At 73.3% G+C, this 18,355-nt stretch carries 16 protein-coding genes; 6 read left to right on the top strand and 10 right to left on the bottom strand.

All coding sequences use genetic code 11. The annotated features are described in order from the left end of the window. Positions 1–10: 10 nt before the first annotated feature. The 5 genes from ACSMXO_RS32850 to ACSMXO_RS32830 form a co-directional block, all read right to left on the bottom strand. Positions 11–1,147 (bottom strand): glycosyltransferase, encoded by a 1,137-nt coding sequence (locus tag ACSMXO_RS32850; protein WP_455415071.1) that lies wholly within the window; start codon positions 1,145–1,147, stop codon positions 11–13. Between the two features lie 52 nt (positions 1,148–1,199). Continuing rightward, positions 1,200–2,003, bottom strand: a complete 804-nt coding sequence (locus tag ACSMXO_RS32845) for a carotenoid biosynthesis protein (protein ID WP_455415070.1) — start codon at positions 2,001–2,003, stop codon at positions 1,200–1,202. Next, positions 2,000–2,551 carry a GNAT family N-acetyltransferase gene (locus ACSMXO_RS32840; RefSeq protein ID WP_346257845.1) on the bottom strand — a complete coding sequence of 184 codons (552 nt, stop codon included), beginning with the start codon at positions 2,549–2,551 and terminating at the stop codon, positions 2,000–2,002. The genes ACSMXO_RS32845 and ACSMXO_RS32840 overlap by 4 nt, the downstream gene beginning before the upstream one ends. Next, positions 2,548–3,405, bottom strand: coding sequence for a monooxygenase (locus ACSMXO_RS32835; RefSeq protein WP_455419367.1), 858 nt, complete (start codon positions 3,403–3,405; stop codon positions 2,548–2,550). The genes ACSMXO_RS32840 and ACSMXO_RS32835 overlap by 4 nt, the downstream gene beginning before the upstream one ends. A 74-nt stretch (positions 3,406–3,479) precedes the next feature. Next, the gene (locus ACSMXO_RS32830) at positions 3,480–3,968 is read right to left on the bottom strand and encodes a YbaK/EbsC family protein (protein WP_346257844.1); all 489 of its coding nucleotides are present in this window, start codon (positions 3,966–3,968) and stop codon (positions 3,480–3,482) included. A 216-nt stretch (positions 3,969–4,184) separates the two neighbouring features. On the opposite strand from ACSMXO_RS32830, the gene ACSMXO_RS32825 reads away from it, so the two are divergent. Beyond that, positions 4,185–4,838, top strand: a complete 654-nt coding sequence (locus ACSMXO_RS32825) for a phosphatase PAP2 family protein (protein ID WP_455415069.1) — start codon at positions 4,185–4,187, stop codon at positions 4,836–4,838. Positions 4,839–4,876: 38 nt separating this feature from the next. Here ACSMXO_RS32825 and ACSMXO_RS32820 read toward each other — a convergent pair whose 3' ends face one another. From ACSMXO_RS32820 to ACSMXO_RS32805, 4 genes are all read right to left on the bottom strand, one after another. Continuing rightward, positions 4,877–5,860 (bottom strand): ABC transporter permease, encoded by a 984-nt coding sequence (locus ACSMXO_RS32820; RefSeq protein WP_455415068.1) that lies wholly within the window; start codon positions 5,858–5,860, stop codon positions 4,877–4,879. After that, positions 5,857–6,747: an ABC transporter ATP-binding protein gene (locus ACSMXO_RS32815; protein WP_455415067.1), complete on the bottom strand. Its 891-nt coding sequence runs from the start codon at positions 6,745–6,747 to the stop codon at positions 5,857–5,859. The genes ACSMXO_RS32820 and ACSMXO_RS32815 overlap by 4 nt, the downstream gene beginning before the upstream one ends. A gap of 21 nt (positions 6,748–6,768) precedes the next feature. Further along, on the bottom strand, positions 6,769–7,176 hold the full coding sequence (locus ACSMXO_RS32810) for a GntR family transcriptional regulator (RefSeq protein ID WP_455415066.1): 408 nt from the start codon (positions 7,174–7,176) through the stop codon (positions 6,769–6,771). A gap of 219 nt (positions 7,177–7,395) precedes the next feature. Then, the gene (locus ACSMXO_RS32805; RefSeq protein ID WP_346257841.1) at positions 7,396–8,367 is read right to left on the bottom strand and encodes an EamA family transporter; all 972 of its coding nucleotides are present in this window, start codon (positions 8,365–8,367) and stop codon (positions 7,396–7,398) included. 331 nt (positions 8,368–8,698) lie between these two features. Here ACSMXO_RS32805 and ACSMXO_RS32800 point away from each other — a divergent pair, with 331 nt between their 5' ends. The 3 genes from ACSMXO_RS32800 to ACSMXO_RS32790 all read left to right on the top strand — a co-directional run bounded on the left by ACSMXO_RS32800 (position 8,699) and on the right by ACSMXO_RS32790 (position 11,806). Then, a complete protein-coding gene (locus ACSMXO_RS32800) occupies positions 8,699–9,955 on the top strand; it encodes an RICIN domain-containing protein (RefSeq protein ID WP_455415065.1) in 1,257 nt (418 codons plus the stop codon). A 476-nt stretch (positions 9,956–10,431) separates the two neighbouring features. Then, the gene (locus tag ACSMXO_RS32795) at positions 10,432–10,881 is read left to right on the top strand and encodes an SAV_6107 family HEPN domain-containing protein (RefSeq protein WP_130460711.1); all 450 of its coding nucleotides are present in this window, start codon (positions 10,432–10,434) and stop codon (positions 10,879–10,881) included. Between the two features lie 202 nt (positions 10,882–11,083). Continuing rightward, positions 11,084–11,806, top strand: coding sequence for a hypothetical protein (locus ACSMXO_RS32790; RefSeq protein ID WP_455415064.1), 723 nt, complete (start codon positions 11,084–11,086; stop codon positions 11,804–11,806). Between the two features lie 116 nt (positions 11,807–11,922). On the opposite strand, the gene ACSMXO_RS32785 is transcribed toward ACSMXO_RS32790, so the two are convergent. Continuing rightward, positions 11,923–12,765, bottom strand: coding sequence for an LppX_LprAFG lipoprotein (locus tag ACSMXO_RS32785; RefSeq protein WP_455415063.1), 843 nt, complete (start codon positions 12,763–12,765; stop codon positions 11,923–11,925). Positions 12,766–13,224: 459 nt separating this feature from the next. Here ACSMXO_RS32785 and ACSMXO_RS32780 point away from each other — a divergent pair, with 459 nt between their 5' ends. Together ACSMXO_RS32780 and ACSMXO_RS32775 are read left to right on the top strand one after the other, a co-directional pair. After that, complete coding sequence (locus tag ACSMXO_RS32780) at positions 13,225–14,889, top strand: DNA polymerase Y family protein (RefSeq protein ID WP_455415062.1); 1,665 nt, start codon at positions 13,225–13,227, stop codon at positions 14,887–14,889. Positions 14,890–14,946: 57 nt separating this feature from the next. Further along, positions 14,947–18,348 (top strand): error-prone DNA polymerase, encoded by a 3,402-nt coding sequence (locus ACSMXO_RS32775; RefSeq protein ID WP_455419366.1) that lies wholly within the window; start codon positions 14,947–14,949, stop codon positions 18,346–18,348. Positions 18,349–18,355 lie beyond the last annotated feature (7 nt).

The raw sequence follows: 18,355 nt of genomic DNA, 5'->3' as shown, positions 1-18,355 counted from the left end.
CCTCCACGGATCAGCGCACCGGTCGGCCCCGCCAGGTGAGCCGCCCCCGCCTTCGCAGATGGTACGACCGGATGGTGAGCCAACCGAGGACCGCGACCGACAACGGATGTGTCAATGCGTCCGGCCAGCCCCGGCCGCCGGTCGACCCGGCGCTGACCAGGCGTCCGAGCACCCCGAGCAGATAGCCGCACAGCGCCGCCAGGGCAGCCGTCGGCGCGCCGGCCAGTGCCGCGCCGACGGCGAGCAGCGGCGGCAGGGCGTACAGCAGGAGCAGCAGGAGCACAACCGCGGTGGCGCCGGTCGGCGACCCGAACGCGGCCCAGAGCGACTTGGTGTAGCCGTCCCGCAGCTCCGGCCAGGAGCCGTACATCCGGCACTCGGCCAGCCGGGAGCCGTCGGCCAGCGCGATCCGCCCGCCGGACCGCTTCACCGCCCGGGCCAGCTCGATGTCCTCCAGCACCCGGTCCCGGACCGCCGCGTGCCCACCGGCCCGCCGGTAGCCGGCCCGATCCAGCACCAGGAACTGGCCACCGGCGGCGGCCAGGCTCGGCCGGGGCGAGCGCTCCATCGCCACCAGCGGCAGGAAGGTCAGCCAGAGCCACTGCAACAGCGGCTGGACCAGCCGCTCACCCGGCGAGCCGGCGACGATCCGGGGGTACGGGGAGAGCAGCACCGCCGAGGCCGACCGGAGCGTGTGCACGGCGGCGGCGACCGCGTACGGGCCGAGCGTCACGTCGGCGTCCACGAAGACCAACACCCGCGCCCTCCCGCCGGCCCGGTCGGCGAGCTGCTGGCAGGCGTACGGCTTGCCGAGCCAGCCGGGTGGCGGCGGCGCACCGCCGAGCAGGCGTACCCGGGGATCTCCGGCCGCGACCGCCCGGACCACCTCGGCGGTGCCGTCGGTCGACCCGTCGTCGAGCACCACGATCTCCAACTCGGGTACGCCCCGCTGGGCGAGCAGCGCCCGCAGGCACGGCCCGACCCGGGTCGCCTCGTCGCGTACCGGCAGCAGCACCGCGACCGGCTCGTCGGTGCGGGCGGCGCCGGGCGGGGGACGGCGCAGCCAGCGGGTGGCGTTGAGCCAGGTGTGCCCGGTCAGCAGCCCGACCACGGCGGTCAGCGTCCAGCCCAGCAGCGTGCCGGTCATGCCGGCGGTCCGATAGCGGCGGTGGTCGGTGTCCAACCGGGCGGGGCGCCGGTCATGCCGGTGCGGTGGCGCCGCTGCGGGACCGCCGTCGCCGTCGGGCCAGCCGCACCGCGAGCGGGCCGGCGACAACCGCCATGACCAGCCCACCCCAGCAGGCCGACGCGGGCAGGCCGAGGAAGACCGCGTGCGCGAGGACGCTGCCGGCGTAGGTCCAGAGGTAGAGGGCGTACATCGGGGCGTCCTGGACGGCGGCGAGCCCGGCGGCCCGGCCGGCGACCGGCCCGAGCAGCGCCATCAGGAGTACCGCGAAGAGCAGCCAGCCGAGGTAGTTGCTGACCGGGACGTCCGGCACCCCCGGCAGGGCCGGATCCGGGTCCCGCCAGCTCCAGTAGCCCTCGGCGACCATCTGCGGGTCGAGGAACAGGTCCCAGCCGGCCAGCCCCACCGCGGCCAGCCCGATCCGGGCCGCACCGGGCCGGGTCAGCCGGACCGCGGCGAGCCAGGCGGGCCAGGCCATCCAGGTCCAGGCCAGCGGGATCACCAGCGGTACCCCGGCCAGCTTCGGGCCCAGCACGCCGGAGTAGGCGTACCCGCCGAACGGCACGCCGGTGGCCACGCCGAGCGCCTCGACCGCCAGCCCGCCGCCGGTGGTGACCAGTACCAGCCCGACGGCCACCCGCAGACCCCGGGTGAGCAGGGCGTGGCTCACCGACAGCAGCCAGCCGAGACAGACCGTGGCGACGGTCAGCCGGGCCCGGTCGACGCCCCCGGTCAGCGGATAGCCGATCTGGGCCAGCACCAGTACACCGAGCAGCAGCCAGCTCAGTCGGCCGGCAGGAGGCCCTCCGGCGGTCACCGCTCCGGCGGGGGCAGCGGCAGGTCCCGGCCCAGCACCGCGAAGGCCCGCTCGTCGCCGGGGAAGCGGAAGTCCCGCAACACGTCCACGAAGCCGAACCGCCGGTAGAGCCGCCAGGCCCGGGAGATCCGCTCGTCAGCCTCCGGGGTGGAGAGCAGCGTGGTGCTGCCCTCGGCCATGCCGAGCAGGGCCCGGAGCTGGCGGGCACCGAGCTGGTGCCCCTGGGCGGCGGGCCGGACGTGCAGCTCGACCACCTCGAAGCAGTCCTCGAACCACGTCTTGCGGGCGTCGTCGGAGAGCGCGTTGTAGACCTGGTCGTGCCACCACTGCCCGGGCGCGGAGAGATATCCGTAGCCGAAGCCGACCAGGTGACCGTTGGTGCTGAGGGTGGCGACGGCGCGGAACCCGGGCCGGCGTACGTGGGTCGCGATGTAGCCGCGGCGGGCCTCCAGCAGCTCGGCCCGGTATCCCATCGCCTCGCCGTAGACCGACACCACCTCGTCGAGCCGCCGGGCGAGATCGTCCGGTTTCCACGGCACCAGCCTCATGGTCGTCCGCTCCTCACTACCTGGCCGGTGTCAAGCTCCGGGGCACCGCCGGACCCGACCCAGCCGAGCACCGCCGGGTCACCGGCGAGATTCCCTACCTCGAACCGCGCGAACAGTTCCTCGGCGTACCAGCGTTGGCTGGTCGTACGAGCGATGGCCGCGCGGTGCTCGGGGGAACGGTACGCGAACTGACGCAGGTACGTCGCGTTCCGCCACACGCTGACCGTGCCCTGCCAGCCGAGCGGCGCCTCGCCGATGCCGAACCGGGCCAGCAGGCCGGGGGCGTCCCGCAGCGCGGCCGCGACGGGCGGGACGGCCCGCCAGAAGGTGCCGGCGCGCAGCGGTCGCAATCGGGCCCGGGTGAGCGCCAGCACCGGCCGGCCCGGTGCGGTGCCCGCCGGTGCGCCATCCGGCCCGGATCGAGGCACGCCGCCGGACGGCTCGACTCCGGATCGAGGCACGCCGAACGTCTCGGCGCCGGATCGAGGCACGCCGAACGGGCCGGCGCCGGACCGGGGCACGCCGCCGAACGGCTCGACTCCGGACCACCGGCCCCGGCTGGCCAGTGGCCGCAGGTCGAGCCGGGCGCCGGCCAGGGCCACCCGTCGCCAGGCCCGTCCCACCGGGGTCTCGTCGAATGCGCCGGCCCGCTCCGGGTCGGCCCAGACAACCAGTGCGGCCCAGCGGGTCAGGTCGGCGTCGGTGGGTCCGAATCCGGTGCCCGTCCCGGTGCCGAGCAGCTTGCCGAACCGTACGCCGGAAACCGCCCGCAGCCGGCGCCGGTCGACGGCCATCCGGGTCAGTGCCCGGGGCAGGGCGCGCGGCGGCACCCGCCAGACGTGCAGGGTGACCAGCGGTACCGGACTCGGGTTGCCAGGCGGTCCGGACGCGGACGGGGCGCGCCGGGTCGTGTCATGGTCGGGACTGCTCACGCCACCTCGGCGGGGCTGCCGGCGGTGATCCGCAGCAGTTCGGCGGAGGTGGTCGGGAAGACGGCCCGGGGCACGCCGCCGGCCGCCCAGATCTCCGGGTAGTCGGCGAGCGCGGTGTCGACCAGGGTACGGATCGGCTTCGGGTGCCCGAGCGGGGCGACTCCGCCGATCGGCTGGCCGGTGTGCTCCCGGACGAACTCCGGGCTGGCCCGGCGCAGCGCGGGCAGCCCGAGGTCGGCGGCGACCCGGGCGGTGTCCACCCGGTGCGCCCCCGAGGTGAGCACCAGCAGCGGCTCACCGCCCGCGTCGAAGATCAGCGAATTGGCGATCTGGCCCACCTCGACACCGAGGGCCGCCGCCGCGGCGGCGGCGGTGTGCACCGCCTCGGGCAGGATCCGGACCCGGCTCGGCGCGCCGGAGCCGTCGCGTCCGCCCGCGTTGTCCAGCGCGTCCTGCACCGCCTGCACGTTTGGATGTGGCTGCATGAGCTCTATCTTGCCTGCCGGGCCGGCGGTTTCGTGCCTGCCTCCCGGCGTCGGCGACGTCCCGCCGGCCAGGTCGCCGGTGTCGGGTCGCCCTCGGCGGGGCCGAACGCCCGTCGGTCACTCGCGGCCCGGTCGGTCGACCTGACGAAGGTCGTACGGACGAAATGACCTTCGGGCGGGGCCGTCGGGGGGAAGGAACGACTACGTTGATCCGCTATGACTGTGTTGCGGCGGATTCTGCTGGTGGTGCCGATGCTCCTGCTCGCCGGGGCGGTGGTGGCCCTGCTGGCTCCGGGCGGACTGGGCGATCCGCGGCCGCGGGTGGTGACCGACGGGCCGTCCGCCGAGGCGTACCGGGGGATGGTCGGTCACGCCGGTGAGCTGCCCGGCTGGCTGCACGGCCTGGGGGAGTACGCCGCCGCCGGTGGCCTGCTGGTCCTCGCCGGGCTGCTGGCCCGGGTCGGCTGGCTCGGCTGGCGGCGCAGGCGTACGCCCGACGCGCTCGGCGCGCTCCTGGTCGGCCTCGGTACGGTGCTGGCGTACCTGGCCAGCGAGGCGGTGAAGCTGGTCGTCGACCAGGAGCGGCCGTGCCGGGCGTTCGCCGACGTGGTGACCTGGGTGTCCTGCCCGCCGGTCGGGGACTGGTCGTTTCCGAGTAACCACTCGACGCTGGCCGGTGGGCTGGCGGCCGGGCTGGTCCTGCTGGCTCCCCGGCTCGGCTACGTGGCATTGCCGGTAGCCGGGGCGGTGGCGGCGCTGCGGGTGGCGGCCGGGGTGCACTATCCGCACGACGTGGTCGCCGGGCTGCTGCTCGGCGCGGCGGCCAGCGCCGCGCTGCTGATCGCGCTCCGCCCCGCCCCCCGCCGCTGACCGCCGGCCGGACGCTCCGGCGGTCAGCAGCGGGCCGGTCAGGCGATCCGGCGGATCCGGCGGACGGCGAGATAGACCAGGAGTACGGCGAGCGCGACGAAGATCCCCGTCTCGATGCCCTGGAACAGCCAGAACCGGTCGGCGGGCTGATAGAGCTGCCAGTTGTACGCCCCGGGCCCGATACCGAGCCCTTCGCCGCAGCCGGCGCCCGGCCCGGTGGGGTTCGGCGGGCACTCGATCGAGCCGCCGCTCACCACCAGCTCGCCGTCGGCGTTCCGGATGCCGCTGGTGAGGATCCAGTCGCCGGCCATCTCGTTCGGCGCGGTGGCGGTGCCCAGGACCGGGAAGGTGAGCGTCTCGGCGGGCAGGTAGCGGGGTCTGGCCAGGGTGGCCAGCACGACGCGCAGGCCGATGAATCCGACCAGGGTGCCGGCCATCGCCGGGAGCATCCGGTGCCAAAAGGTGCCGACGAAGATGCCCAGCGCGACGGCGAACAGCGTGTACCCGATCGGTGCCACGCCCTGCATGTCAAAGAAGAACTGGTCGAACCGGACCTGTCGGCCGGCCTGGTTCAGCGGAGCCAGCCACCAGCCGACGCCCAGCCCGTAGCCGACCGCCAGGACCAGCGTGACGGCGCCGACGAGCCCGAACTTGACCATGGCCCAGTGCCGGCGGCTGATGCCCTGGGTCCAGACCAGCCGGTGGGTGCCCTGCTCGACCTCACGGGCCACCAGCGGGGCGCCCCAGAACAGGCCGACCAGCAGGGGCAGCACGAGGAACAGGATGGCGACCAGCAGCAGGGTGCTGTACTTCCCGTTGAACTGGGTGAACGCCTCGTGGCAGGACTCGTTGCCGCCCGGGCCGGCCTTGCCCAGCGTACGGACGCACTCCGGCAGCCCGAGGTCGGCGTAGCTGCTCCGCATGGCCAGGCCGGTCGGGACCATCAGCGCGGCGAGGGCGGCGAGCGCGGCCAGTGCGAACAGGGCCTGCTTGCGGTGCTGCCGCCAGGTCAGCCAGATCATGCCGGCACCCCCCACGCCGCGTTGCTGGTCGGCCGGTCGCCGTCGGCCAGGTAGCCGAGGATGACGTCCTCCAGGGTCACCTCGTGCGCCGTCCAGGACGGGTCGCCGATCGGTCCGGCGGTGCGGACCAGCAGTGTGGACTGCCGGTCGGTGTGGCTGGTCCGGACCACCGACGCGACACCGGGGATCGGCTCGCCGCCGTGCCGGGGACCGACCAGTTGCCGGTGCTCGGCGACCAGGTCCTCGACCGGGCCGACGAGCTTGACCCGGGCGCCGTGCAGCACGACGAGGTAGTCGCAGACCCGTTCGAGGTCGGCCAGCAGGTGTGAGGAGAGCAGCACGGTGGTGCCGGACTCCGCGACGCTGCCCATTAGGGCCTGGAGGAACTCGCGTCGGGCGAGCGGGTCGAGGCTGGCGACCGGCTCGTCGAGCAGCAGCAGCCGGGGCTGTTTCGCCAGGGCCAGTGCGAGCGCGACCTGGGCGCGCTGGCCACCGGAGAGTTTACCGACCGGCTTGTCCGGCGGGATGCCGAGTTGGGCCAGCCGGGTCCGGGCCAGGGTACCGTCCCAGCGACGGTTCAGTTTGCCGCCCATCGTGACGAGTTCACCGGCGGTGAAGTCCCGGTAGAGCGGGGTGTCCTGGGCGACGAACCCGATCTCGGCCAGCACCGCCGTGTTGTCGTACGGCGTCTCACCGAAGACGCGTACCGCTCCGGCGTCGGGCCGGAGCAGCCCGACCGCCAGGTGTAGCAGGGTGCTCTTGCCGGCCCCGTTCGGGCCGACCAGCGCGGCGATCCGTCCGGCCGGCAGGCGCAGCGAGCAGTCCCGCAGCGCCCAGGTGGTGCCGTATCGCTTGCCGAGCTGGTCGGTCTCCAGCGCTGTCTCCATCTTCGGTGTCCTCTCGTTGCGTCACGCGGGTAGCTGCGCCGCCGGATCGACCGGGAGGGTGGCCCGGATCGTCGTCTCCACCAGCGCGGTCACGTCCTCGGTGGTCAGCCCGGCGGCCTGGGCCCGGTGCAGCCAGGCCACCAGGTCGGCCCGTAGTTCGGCCTGGTTGGGCAGGGACGCCCCGGCGAGCGTGCGGGTGACGAACGTGCCGACCCCCGGCCGCCCCTCCGCCAGCCCCTCGATCTCCAGCTCGCGGTACGCCTTCAGCACCGTGTTCGGGTTGATCGCCAGTGCCTGCGCGACGTCCCGGACCTTCGGCAACTGGTCGCCGGGGCTCAGCAGGCCCACCCGGAGGGCCTGTTTCACCTGTTGCACCAGTTGCACGTAGGTGTTCACCTTTGACCGGCCGTCCAGCACGAACTCGATCACCCGGAACGATCCCTTCTGATTGTCCTACGACAGTAGGACTATAGGACAGACAGCTTCCTGCCCGGACGGATGGCTGTCAAGACCCGCTTCCGGTCCCGCACGCAGGTCGACGGGGGTTGCCGCGCAGGCCGGCAGGAGTGTGGGACGCGCGGTTCAGCGGGGGTGCCGCACGCAGGTCGGCAGGGGGGCGCGCACGGGGTGGCGGGGCGCCCGTACGGGTCAGCGGGGTGCCGCGACCACGTCGGGGGCGGGAACGGGCGGGGTGTCGTCCGGCGTCTCGGCGATCCGGGCCGTCTCGGCGAGGGCGACGCCGGCCAGTACCAGCAGGCCGCCGCCGAGCTGGGCGGCGTTGAGTGCCTCGCCGGCGCCGAGCACGATCCAGGCGACCGTGGCGGCGATCACCGGCTCGACCATGCCGAGGATGCCGACGCTGGTCGCCGGCAGGTGCCGCAACGCACCGGCCACCAGCAGGAAGGGCAGGATCGAGCCGAGCAGGACGACGTACCCGCAGAGCAGCGCGACCGGCACGCCGCCGCTGGTCCCGGCCAGCGGTGCCCAGCCACCGGTGCCGTCGGTGACCGCCCGGGTGAGCAGCCCGGCCACGGCCGAGGCGCCGAACGCCCAGGTGGTCAGGGAGAGCGTGTCGTGCCGCTGTACGCCCCGGGCGCCGAGCAGGTAGTAGCCGGCCAGCAGTACGGCGGCACCGAGGCCGGCGAGTACCCCGAGTCCGTCCAGCTTGAGTTCTCCCCAGACCTCGGCCACGCAGGCCAGGCCGGCGAGGCTCGCCGCCAGTCCGACCCAGAGCCGGGGGCGTACCCGCTGGTGCTGCCCGAACCGGGCCCAGAGCGCGACCAGCAGCGGAGCGGTGTACTCGAACAGCAGCGCGATGCCGACCGGCATCCGGGAGATGGCGACGAAGTAGAGCATCGGGGTCAGGAAGAACCCGGCCAGGCCGTAGACGACCAGCAGCGGCAGTTGCCCCGGGGTGATCCGGAGACGGCGGGCGCCGGGCCGGAGCAGCAGGCTCAGCGCGAGCAGCCCGGCGAACGCTCCGGCGGCCCGGATCAGGGTGAGCTGCGCGGCCTCGATGCCGGCCTGGAGTACCAGCTTGGAGACGGTGCCGTTGACGGCGAACAGCACGCCCGAGGAGAGCACCATGGCCACGCCGAGGGCAGGTCTGCGAGTCGTCACCGGGAGAGGGTAGCCGGATACCGGTCAGGAGCCGAATAGCCTTTGGTCATTACCACGCCGGTCACCCTCGACGCCGAGCCGCAGAAGGGGCTGGTCGGGGAGGACGTCGACCTCGACGTGTCGGCCGGGCGGTCTCATCCATCGATGACGTTGACTTAATTGAAACGATTCGATACGTTGCCGACGTCGGGAAAGGCCTTTCCGATCCGGCCCTGTCCTGCCGGCGCGTCACCTCGGCGTACCGGCTCCGGTGGTTGTCCTGGCGGGCCCTTTCGGACCGTCACCGACACCGGGCTTTCCCGGCCACCGTTCCCCCAGCTCAGGAGGACCAATGACGCTCACCACCACCAACCGGAGACCACCCGACCGCCGGTCACGGCGGCGCGGCTGGCGAACCGGCCTGGTACTGGCGCTCACGACCACGCTGGCCGGCGCCGGCACCGCGGTCGGGCTGCCGCCCGCGGCGGCGGACACCGGCGACCACCACGTCTCCCGGCACAGCGGCGAGGCGCCCGACCGCTACGATCTCGCCGACTGCGGCAGCGGCTCGTACAACGCCGAGGCGGTGCTGAACGGCAGCACCTGGACCGCCCGCAACGGCGGCAGCACGGTCTACACCGGCAGTGACATGCGCTCCGCGGTGCAGGCCGCGGTGAACAGCCTGTCGTCGGGGCGTACCTCGAAGCAGCGGGTGGTCGTCCGGGGATCGGGTTCGGTGAGTGCCAACTCCCGGATCTCGCTGCCGAGCTACACGATCCTGGACGTCTGCGGCACGATCAACGTGATCGGCTCCGGCTCCGGCGACCAGGCCCCGGTGTACGCCCGCGGCGCCACCGACGTCGAGGTGCAGCACCTCAACCTGACCGGGGCGCCGCTCTACGGCATCTTCATGCGCAACGTGAACAACCTGACGCTGGGCCAGATCGACATGCGGCTCTCCGGCGGCCTCGGGGTGCGGATCGACAACCACGGCGGCGACCGGGCGGTGAAGGTCCGCAACATCCGGATCGACAACGTGTACGTGCAGGGCACCCGCAGCCAGGGCGTGGAGACGTACGGGGTGGACGGGCTGACCGTCGGTACCGTCACCGCCCGTAGCGTCGGCGAGTCCGGACTGCTGCTCAACGACACCATCAACGCCACCATCGGTACGGTCGACGCGGACAACGCGGGTGCCGGCACCGGGTACGCGGCGTTCCGGATGGCCAACCGCAACGGCCGGGTGGGCAGCAGCTACCCGACGAACATCCGGGTCGGCAACGTGATCGCCCGGGGCGGCGGGCGGGGCATCTTCTGCGTCTCGGAGAGCGGCGGCGCGGTGATCGACCGGGTGACCATCTCGAACACCGGCAACAACTCGATCCTGATCGAGAACTGCTACAACGTCACCATCGCCGGGCAGTCCGGGACGGTGACCGGTGGTGGCGAGGTCCGGATCGCGGCGCGTACGGAGTTCCCGCTCTCCTCGAACATCACCTTGCAGAACCTGACGGTGACCAACACCAACATCAGGCAGAGCCCCTGCGGTGGCGCCAACAACGTGATCCGGAACGTCACCCGGAACAACTCCACGCTGACCTGGTGCTGACCCGTACCCGACAGCCGCGCCGACGGATCGCGTTCGCTTGCGTTTTTGTCGGTGCCGGGGTGTACTCTCTCCAGTAGTTAGAACGAGTGTTCGATTGGGCGGGGTTCGATGCGAGTCGGCCCGCCGGCCGGATGCTCGGGCTGATGCCGGGGGTGGCGTTCGCGGCGTAACCCCCGAGTGCGGTTTCGCGGACCGCACGGGATCCGGATCCGCGAGTCCGGACCCACCAGGCAGGATCGTCGTCCGCCGCCCACGACCCCCGGGCGGCGGACGACGAACCCGCCGGTTCGGCCGGCCGGGTGTGGTGTGGGGAAGCGTCCACATCCGGCCGGCTACACACCGGTGCGTCTTCCTCCGCAGCCGGCTAGTTCGACGTGGTGCGTCGCCCTCGGCCACCGCGCTGGCGCTGACCAGCGTGGTCGTTCCGGCCGGCAACGGTGACGCGGTGAATGGGTTGACGCGGAGGAGACAGTCCCATGCCGACCAGCCAGGCTCAGGCGCCGACGGTGCCGTCGCACGTGCTGCCGCACCGCACCCCGGCCCAACTACTGACGATTGCCCGGATGGGGCTGGCGGAGGCCGCCGAGACCCGCCCCGACGGCCTGCGGTACGCCGCCGCGCACCTGGCCGCGCTGCGCGCGGCAGCGGCGATGCTCGCCGCCCGGGCCCGTCCCGCACCCACCCGCCGAAACCGGGTCACCAGTGTCTGGGCGCTGCTGGTGGTCGTCGCCCCGGAGCTGGGGGAGTGGGCCAACTACTTCGCCACCGGCGCCACCAAGCGGGCCGCCGCCGAGGCGGGCATCCCCCGGGTGGTGAGCGCCCGGGAGGCCGACGACCTGCTCCGCGCGGCCGAACAGTTCGTCGCGGTGATCGAGGTGGCACTCGGGGTGGCGCACCAGCCGGCGCTCGACGGCATGGCCGCCTGAGACAACGACCGACCACTCCTTGCTCGCGCCGCAACTCGCGAGCGAGGAGCGCGGCGACAACCGACGCAGGGAAGCCGGCGACGACACGAGAACTGGCGACGACACAGGAAACCGGCGTCAACCGATACGGAAGAACCGGCTGACGGAAACCCTGCCTACGGGAACACGGCGGCCAAACGGGAACACGGGGGTGTGGTCAACGATGGCGGGGCGGATGGTGCTTGGTTCCACCGCCCTGGCCGGGCTGGTTCGACCGGCCAGCAGCCCAGCGACGACCGACCCGCACCGGACTCTGCCGGTGCTGTCGGAACTGGCCGGGCTGTTACCTCAGCGCGGGTTGCGGCGTGGCAGCACCGTGGCGGTCGGTCGCCCCGGCTCCAGTGGTGGCACCTCGTTGATGCTGGCGTTGCTCGTCGAGGCTTCCCAGGTCGGGGCCTGGTGTGCTGTGGTGGGGATGCCCACACTGGGCGCGGTGGCCGCCGCCGAACTCGGCATCGCGCTGGACCGGCTCGCCCTTGTTCCCCATCCCGGCCCGGAGTGGGCGACCGTGGTCGCCGCCCTGATCGACGGAGTCGACGTCGTGGTCGCGGCGGTACCCGGCACGGTCTCCGCCTCGGTCGCCGACCGGCTCGCCGCCCGGGCGCGGCAGCGCGGCAGCGTCTTCGTGCCGTACGGCCGCTGGACCGGAGCCGACCTCACCCTTCAGGTGCTGCGTGGCCGGTGGGAGGGACTGGAGCAGGGGCGCGGCAGGTTGCGGCGCCGGGAGGTGACCATCTCGGCCCAGGGCCGTGGCGCGGCGGTACGCCCAAAGGAGATCCGGGTGTGGCTGCCGGGTGACCGCCGGACGGGGCCGGCGGCGCGGGTTTCGACCCCGGTCGGGTCCACCGCGCGGCGAAGCTCGCTCACCGTCGTCCGGACGCGGTGACCGTTCCCCGCCTGAACCCCGTCGTGTTCCGCCCGCCCCGTCGGTGACCGAGCGGGCGGAACACGACCGGCGGAAGCCCGTGCGGCGGGCTCAGCCGCTGGGCTCAGCCGGCGGGCTCAGCCGGTGGGCAGGCCCTCCAGGCCCTGCAGACCCTTCAGCATCTCGGCGAAGTCGGCGGTCTCCGACGCGGCCGGAGTCTCGATGTTCACCGGCTTGCCGTAGTCGGTGTAGTCGATCTTAATATCGCTCATCGTGCCCATCACCATGTGCGCCCGACGCGGCAGGTACTGCTCGTCGACCCAGAGGTCGATCTTGATCTCCTTGACGCCGTTCTTGGCCAGCTCCTGCTCGACCGTCTTGCGGGTGTCGGCGTCGATCTGCCCGAGGTAGGTCGTCACCGGCGCGGTGACCGTGTAGTGGACCGTGGCCACCCCGTTCACGGTCTCCTCGCCAACGACGGTGGTCCCCTCGGTCGCCAGCAGGGTCTTCACCTGCTTGGTGGGGTCGACGTCGTCGAGTTGCTTGGTGAAGTCCATTCCCGCCTGCGCGGCGGCAGCGCCCAGGTCCATCTTGAACCAGCGCTTCCCGTCCATGTCCGCGCGATCCGCCTCGGGCACCTCGACGTAGACGACGGCACCGATCATCCGGATCGTTGTCGGAGCGCCGTCGGGGCCCTCCATCGTCATCTCCGCCTTGACCGGGTCGCGCAGGTCCAGGGCACCCCGCATCTTGATCTTTTCGCCGGCTGCCGTGCCCTCCATGGTCATGGTCACGGAATCGGTCGAGTCGGTCTTGTCGACGACCTTCTGCAGCGAGCCCTTGAGGTCACTGGCGAGCTGCTCCAGTACGCTCGACTGCTTCGACTCGCCCGGCGTGCCCGCGTCCGAGCCGCAGGCGGTCAATGCCAGGGCCGTGAACGTGGAGACCGTCAGAACCGCGGCGTTCTTCCAACGTGACAAGTGACAGCCTTTCCCCGAGAAGGTGGTGCCTCCGATAGAACCGGCGACACGCTACCCCACCTGTGCAACCCGTGACCGGCCGGCGCGTGCGGCGGGGCGGTCCCGGGGGTGGGTGAGGGCCGGGGCAGCGCTCGGTGGCGACGGGGGCGGCTGGAGAGGCGGGCTTCAGCCTGCTGCCAGGAGGCCGTGCCGCCGGAGGCTCTCGGCCGTGTCGACTACCCGCATGTCCGCGACCCCGACGCCGGTCGAGCGCAGACAGGCGAGGGCCTCGACCGTGGCGAGATCGGTCGGGAGTAGCGCCGGTGTCCGCTGCTCTCGTCCCGGGAGACCGGGCCGAACAGGCTGATCTTCTCGTGGTGCCGCAGGGTCGGCTCGCTGAGCCCGGTACGTGGGGTGGGTCAGCGCGAATCGAACACGCGTTCTAAGATCGCATATCCGCTGGTCGAGGGAGGTGTGGCGATGGCGCCGGTGCGGACGATGCTGCTCTGGTGCCCCGACTGGCCGGTGATCGCGGCGGAAATCGTCGACGGGGTGTCGGCGGCCGCCCCGGTCGCGGTGCTGTACGCCAACCGGGTCGTCGCCGCCTCCGCCTCCGCCCGCGCCGAGGGGATACGCCGGGGTCTGCGCAAGCGGGAAGCGCAGAGCCGCTGCCCCCGGCTGACCGTACTGGACCACGACCCCGGCCGGGACGTACGCGCCTTCGAGCCGGTGGTCGCCGCCGTCGAAGAGGTGGTGGCCGGGGTCGAGGTGATCCGTCCGGGAGCGTGCGCGGTCGCCGCGCGCGGCCCGAGCCGGTACTTCGGCGGCGAGGAGCAGGCCGCCGAGCGGATCGTCGAGCACGTCGCGCAGAGCTGCGAGGTGGAGAGCCAGATCGGGATCGCCGACGGGGTCTTCGCCGCCGGGCTGGCGGCCCGGTCCGGTCGGGTCGTCCCGCCCGGCGGCACCGCCGGGTTCCTTGCCGAGTTGCCCGTCGAGGCGCTGGGCCGGCCGGGGCTGACCGACCTGCTGCGCCGGCTCGGGCTGCGTACCCTGGGCGACTTCGCGGCGCTGCCGGCCGGGGACGTACTGGCCCGGTTCGGGTTCGACGGGACGCTGGCGCACCGGCTGGCCGCCGGCCAGGACCACCGCCCGCTCGCGGTCCGGCGCCCGCCGCCCGACCTGGCGGTGACCGAGACGTACGACGATCCGCTCGACCGGGTCGACGCGGCGGCGTTCGCCGCGCGGGCGCTCGCCGAGCGGCTGCACGAGACGCTCGCCGGGCACGGGCTGGCCTGCACCCGGCTCGGCATCGAGGCGGTCACCGCGCACGGCCAGGAACTGCGCCGGGTCTGGCGGCACGACGGGCTGCTGACCGCGGCGGCGATCGCCGACCGGGTGCGCTGGCAGCTCGACGGCTGGCTGACCGGGACCAGCCGGCGTCCCGGCTCCGGCCGGGCCGGCCCGCCCCGGCCGACCGCCGGGATCATCCGGCTGCGCCTGGTTCCCGAAGGGGTGCTGGCGCACGTCGGCCTGCAACCGGGGCTGTGGGGTGAGACCGGGGCGGAACGGGAGCGGGCACACCGGGCGCTGAGCCGGGTGCAGGGCATCCTCGGTCCCGAATCGGTGCTGACCGCGGTGCTCGGCGGCGGGCGTTCCCCGGTCGACCAGACCCGGCTGGTGCCCTGGGGCGACGAGCGAGTGCCGGGCCGGCCGGCGGATCCGCCGTGGCCGGGCCGGCTGCCGTCTCCCGCACCGGCGGTCGTGCTGCCCGAGCCGTTGCCGGCGGCGGTCTACGACGCAGGCGGGGAACTCGTCCGGGTGACCGCCCGGCTGGAGATCAGCGCCGCACCGGCCCGACTGGAGGTGCTCGTTCCGTCGGCCCGGCCGGAGGGGACCGTTTCGGTGGCCCGGGCGGAGGAGGTCGTTCCGGCGGTGCGGCCGTCGGCGGACGGGTCCGGAGCCGTGGCGCCCGGAGCGCCGGTGGAGATCGTCAGTTGGGCCGGTCCGTGGCCGGTCGACGAGCGCTGGTGGGCCCCGGCGGAGGCCCGACGGCGGGCCCGGTTCCAGGTGGCACTGACCGACGGTACGGCGCTGCTGCTCTCCCTGGCCGGCGGCCGATGGTGGGTGGAGGCCGTCTATGACTAGGCGGGCGGTGCGCAGGCGGACCATGAGCAGGTGGACCGTGACCGGGCGGGTGGCGCGGTGAGCTTCCACAATCCGGACATGCCCTGGTCGGAGCTGGAACGCGCGCTCTCCGGCCGACCCGGAGGTCCGGGCGAGCCCCGGCTGCGCGTGGTGGATCCGCTCGCGGTCGACGCCGACGGCGGAGACTCCCCGGCCTGGACCCGCAAGCGCCCCGGCTACACCCCGGCCGAGCTGCCCGCCCCGGTCGAGGGTGCGGTGCCGTACGCGGAACTGCACGCGCACACCAACTTCAGCTTCCTCGACGGGGCCAGCCATCCGGAGGAGCTGGCCGAGGAGGCGGCCCGGCTGGGCCTGACCGCGCTGGCGGTGACCGACCACGACGGGTTCTACGGGGTGGTGCGGTTCGCCGAAGCGGCCCGGGCGCTGCGGCTGCCCACCATCTTCGGCGCCGAGTTGTCACTCGGGCTGCCCGGCCCGCAGCCGGGGTCCCCGGGGAAACGCGGAGCGTTTCCTCGGGGTGGCAACGGCGAACCGGACCCGCTCGGCCGGCACCTGCTGGTGCTCGCGCACGGCCCCGAGGGGTACGCCCGGCTGGCCAGCACCATCGCCCGGGCACACCTGCGCGGCGGCGAGAAGGGCCGCCCGGTCTACGGCGAGCTGGAAGAGGTCGCCGGGGAGCTGAAGGACCACGTACTGGTGCTGACCGGGTGCCGGAAGGGGACGGTGCCGGCGGCGCTGCTCACCGAGGGGGTCGAGGCGGCGGCCCGGGAGCTGGACCGGCTGACCGCGCTGTTCGGGGCGGAGACGGTGGCGGTGGAGCTGACCGACCACGGCGACCCGTACGACGGCGACCGCAACGACGCGCTCGCCGAGCTGGCCGCCACCGCCGGGCTGCCCACCGTGGCCACCAACAACGTGCACTACGCCACCCCGTCCCGCCGCCGGCTGGCCACCGCACTGGCGGCGGTACGCGCCCGGCGCAGCCTGGACGAGATCGACGGCTGGCTGCCGGCGGCCGGTACCGCCCACCTGCGCAGCGGAGCCGAGATGGCGGCCCGGTTCGCGGCCTATCCCGGCGCGGTGGCCCGGGCCGCCGAGTTCGGCGCCGAGCTGGCCTTCGACCTGAACCTGGTGGCGCCGAGGCTGCCGGACTACCCGGTGCCGCCCGGGCACACCGAGATGAGCTGGCTGCGCGAGCTGACCATGGACGGCGCGCTGCGGCGGTACGGCCCCCGCGACGCGCACCCGGAGGCGTACCGGCAGCTCGACCACGAGCTGGGGATGATCGAGGCGCTCGGCTTTGCCGGCTACTTCCTGGTGGTCTACGACATCGTGAAGTTCTGCCGGGACAACGACATCTACTGCCAGGGTCGGGGTTCGGCGGCCAACTCGGCGGTCTGCTACGCGCTCTGGATCACCAACGTGGACGCGGTACGCCACCAACTCCTCTTCGAGCGCTTCCTCGCCCCGGAGCGGGACGGCCCGCCGGACATCGACGTCGACATCGAGTCCGACCGCCGGGAGGAGGTGATCCAGCACGTCTACGCCGAGTACGGCCGGGAGCACACCGCGCAGGTCGCCAACGTCATCTCGTACCGGCCCCGGTCGGCGGTGCGGGACATCGCCAAGGCGTTCGGCTTCTCACCCGGCCAGCAGGACGCCTGGAGCAAGCAGATCGACCGGTGGGGCAGCGTGGCGGCGGTCGACGTGGACGACATCCCCGAGCACGTGATCGCGTACGCCAACGAGTTGCAGACCTTCCCGCGCCACCTCGGCATCCACTCCGGCGGGATGGTGATCTGCGACCGGCCGGTGATCGAGGTGTGCCCGGTGGAGTGGGGGCGGATGCCCGGCCGCACCGTGCTGCAGTGGGACAAGGACGACTGCGCCAGCGCCGGGCTGGTCAAGTTCGACCTGCTCGGCCTCGGCATGCTCTCCGCGCTGCACTACGCGTACGACATGATCGAGTCGACCCTCGACCTGAGTTCGATGTCCCTGGACGACCCCGAGGTCTACGCGATGTTGCAAAGGGCCGACTCGGTCGGGGTGTTCCAGGTGGAGAGCCGGGCGCAGATGGCCACCCTGCCCCGGCTGAAGCCGACCTGCTTCTACGACCTGGTGGTCGAGGTGGCGCTGATCCGGCCCGGCCCGATCCAGGGCGGCTCGGTGCACCCGTACATCCGGCGCAAGAACGGGCTGGAGGAGGTCACCTTCCCGCATCCGCTGATGCGCAACGCGCTGGAGAAGACCCTCGGGGTGCCGCTGTTCCAGGAGCAGTTGATGCAGCTCGCGATCGACCTGGCCGGTTTCGACGCCGGTGGCGCCGACGAGCTGCGCCGGGCGATGGGCTCGAAACGCTCGGCCGAACGGATGGCGCAGATCCGGGACCGGCTCTACGCCGGGATGGCCGAGCGGGGCATCACCGGCGAGGTCGCCGACGACGTCTATCTCAAGCTCTCCGCCTTCGCCAGCTTCGGCTTCCCGGAGAGCCACGCGATGAGCTTCGCCTACCTGGTGTACGCCAGCTCCTGGCTCAAGCGCTACCACCCGGCGCCGTTCCTGGCCGCGCTGCTGAACGCCCAGCCGATGGGCTTCTACTCGCCGCAGACCCTGGTCGACGACGCCCGCCGGCACGGCGTCGAGGTACGCCGCCCGGACATCAACGCCAGCGGTGCCAAGGCCACCCTGGAGTCGACCCCGGAAACCCGGTGGGGGAGCGCGCCCGGCGAGCCGCCGCACCGGTGGGGGCTGGGCGGCCCGGCGGTCCGGCTCGGGCTGGCCGGGGTGCGTACCCTCGGTGACGACCTGGCGGAGAAGATCGAGCGGGAGCGGACCGCGCACGGGGCGTACCGGGACATGGCCGACCTGGCCCGCCGGGTCGGGCTGACCGCCGCGCACCTGGAGGCGCTGGCCACCGCGGACGCCTTCGCCTGCTTCGGGCTGACCCGGCGGGCCGCGCTCTGGGCGGCCGGCGCCGCCGCGCAGGACAAGCCGGACCGGCTGCCCGGCACCATCGCCGGGGCGGAGGCACCGACCCTGCCCGGGATGGACGCGGTGGACCGGCTGGTCGCGGACGTCTGGGCCACCGGGCTCTCCCCGGAGAGCCACCCGGCCCAGTGCGTCCGGCCCCAGCTCGACGCGGTCGGCGCGGTGCCGATCGCCAGGTTGGCCCGGCTCGACCCGGGGCAGCGGGTCCGGGTCGGCGGCATCGTCACGCACCGGCAGCGCCCGGCTACCGCCGGTGGGGTCACCTTCATCAATCTGGAGGACGAGACCGGCATGCTCAACGTCACCTGCTCGCCGGGGCTGTGGCAGCGCTACCGGAAGGTGGCCCGGACCAGCACCGCACTGGTCGTGCGGGGAATGCTGGAGAAGCACGACGGGGTGACCAACCTGGTCGCCGACCGCCTCGACGCGATCACCCCACCGGTCACCCCCGCCTCCCGCGACTTCCGTTGAGCCGGGT

The sequence above is a fragment of the Plantactinospora sp. DSM 117369 genome (assembly GCF_053764795.1).
This window is presented reverse-complemented; position numbering and strand designations above follow the sequence as displayed.

Excerpts from the sequence above, each read along its gene's own strand:
- ACSMXO_RS32790 (WP_455415064.1), top strand. The coding sequence starts at position 11,084 with ATGGCGGGGCGGATGGTGCTTGGTTCCACCGCCCTGGCCGGGCTGGTT.
- ACSMXO_RS32795 (WP_130460711.1), top strand. The coding sequence starts at position 10,432 with ATGCCGACCAGCCAGGCTCAGGCGCCGACGGTGCCGTCGCACGTGCTG.
- ACSMXO_RS32820 (WP_455415068.1), bottom strand. The coding sequence starts at position 5,860 with ATGATCTGGCTGACCTGGCGGCAGCACCGCAAGCAGGCCCTGTTCGCA.
- ACSMXO_RS32850 (WP_455415071.1), bottom strand. The coding sequence starts at position 1,147 with ATGACCGGCACGCTGCTGGGCTGGACGCTGACCGCCGTGGTCGGGCTG.
- ACSMXO_RS32830 (WP_346257844.1), bottom strand. The coding sequence starts at position 3,968 with ATGCAGCCACATCCAAACGTGCAGGCGGTGCAGGACGCGCTGGACAAC.
- ACSMXO_RS32815 (WP_455415067.1), bottom strand. The coding sequence starts at position 6,747 with ATGGAGACAGCGCTGGAGACCGACCAGCTCGGCAAGCGATACGGCACC.
- ACSMXO_RS32825 (WP_455415069.1), top strand. The coding sequence starts at position 4,185 with ATGACTGTGTTGCGGCGGATTCTGCTGGTGGTGCCGATGCTCCTGCTC.
- ACSMXO_RS32840 (WP_346257845.1), bottom strand. The coding sequence starts at position 2,551 with ATGAGGCTGGTGCCGTGGAAACCGGACGATCTCGCCCGGCGGCTCGAC.
- ACSMXO_RS32800 (WP_455415065.1), top strand. The coding sequence starts at position 8,699 with ATGACGCTCACCACCACCAACCGGAGACCACCCGACCGCCGGTCACGG.
- ACSMXO_RS32780 (WP_455415062.1), top strand. The coding sequence starts at position 13,225 with ATGGCGCCGGTGCGGACGATGCTGCTCTGGTGCCCCGACTGGCCGGTG.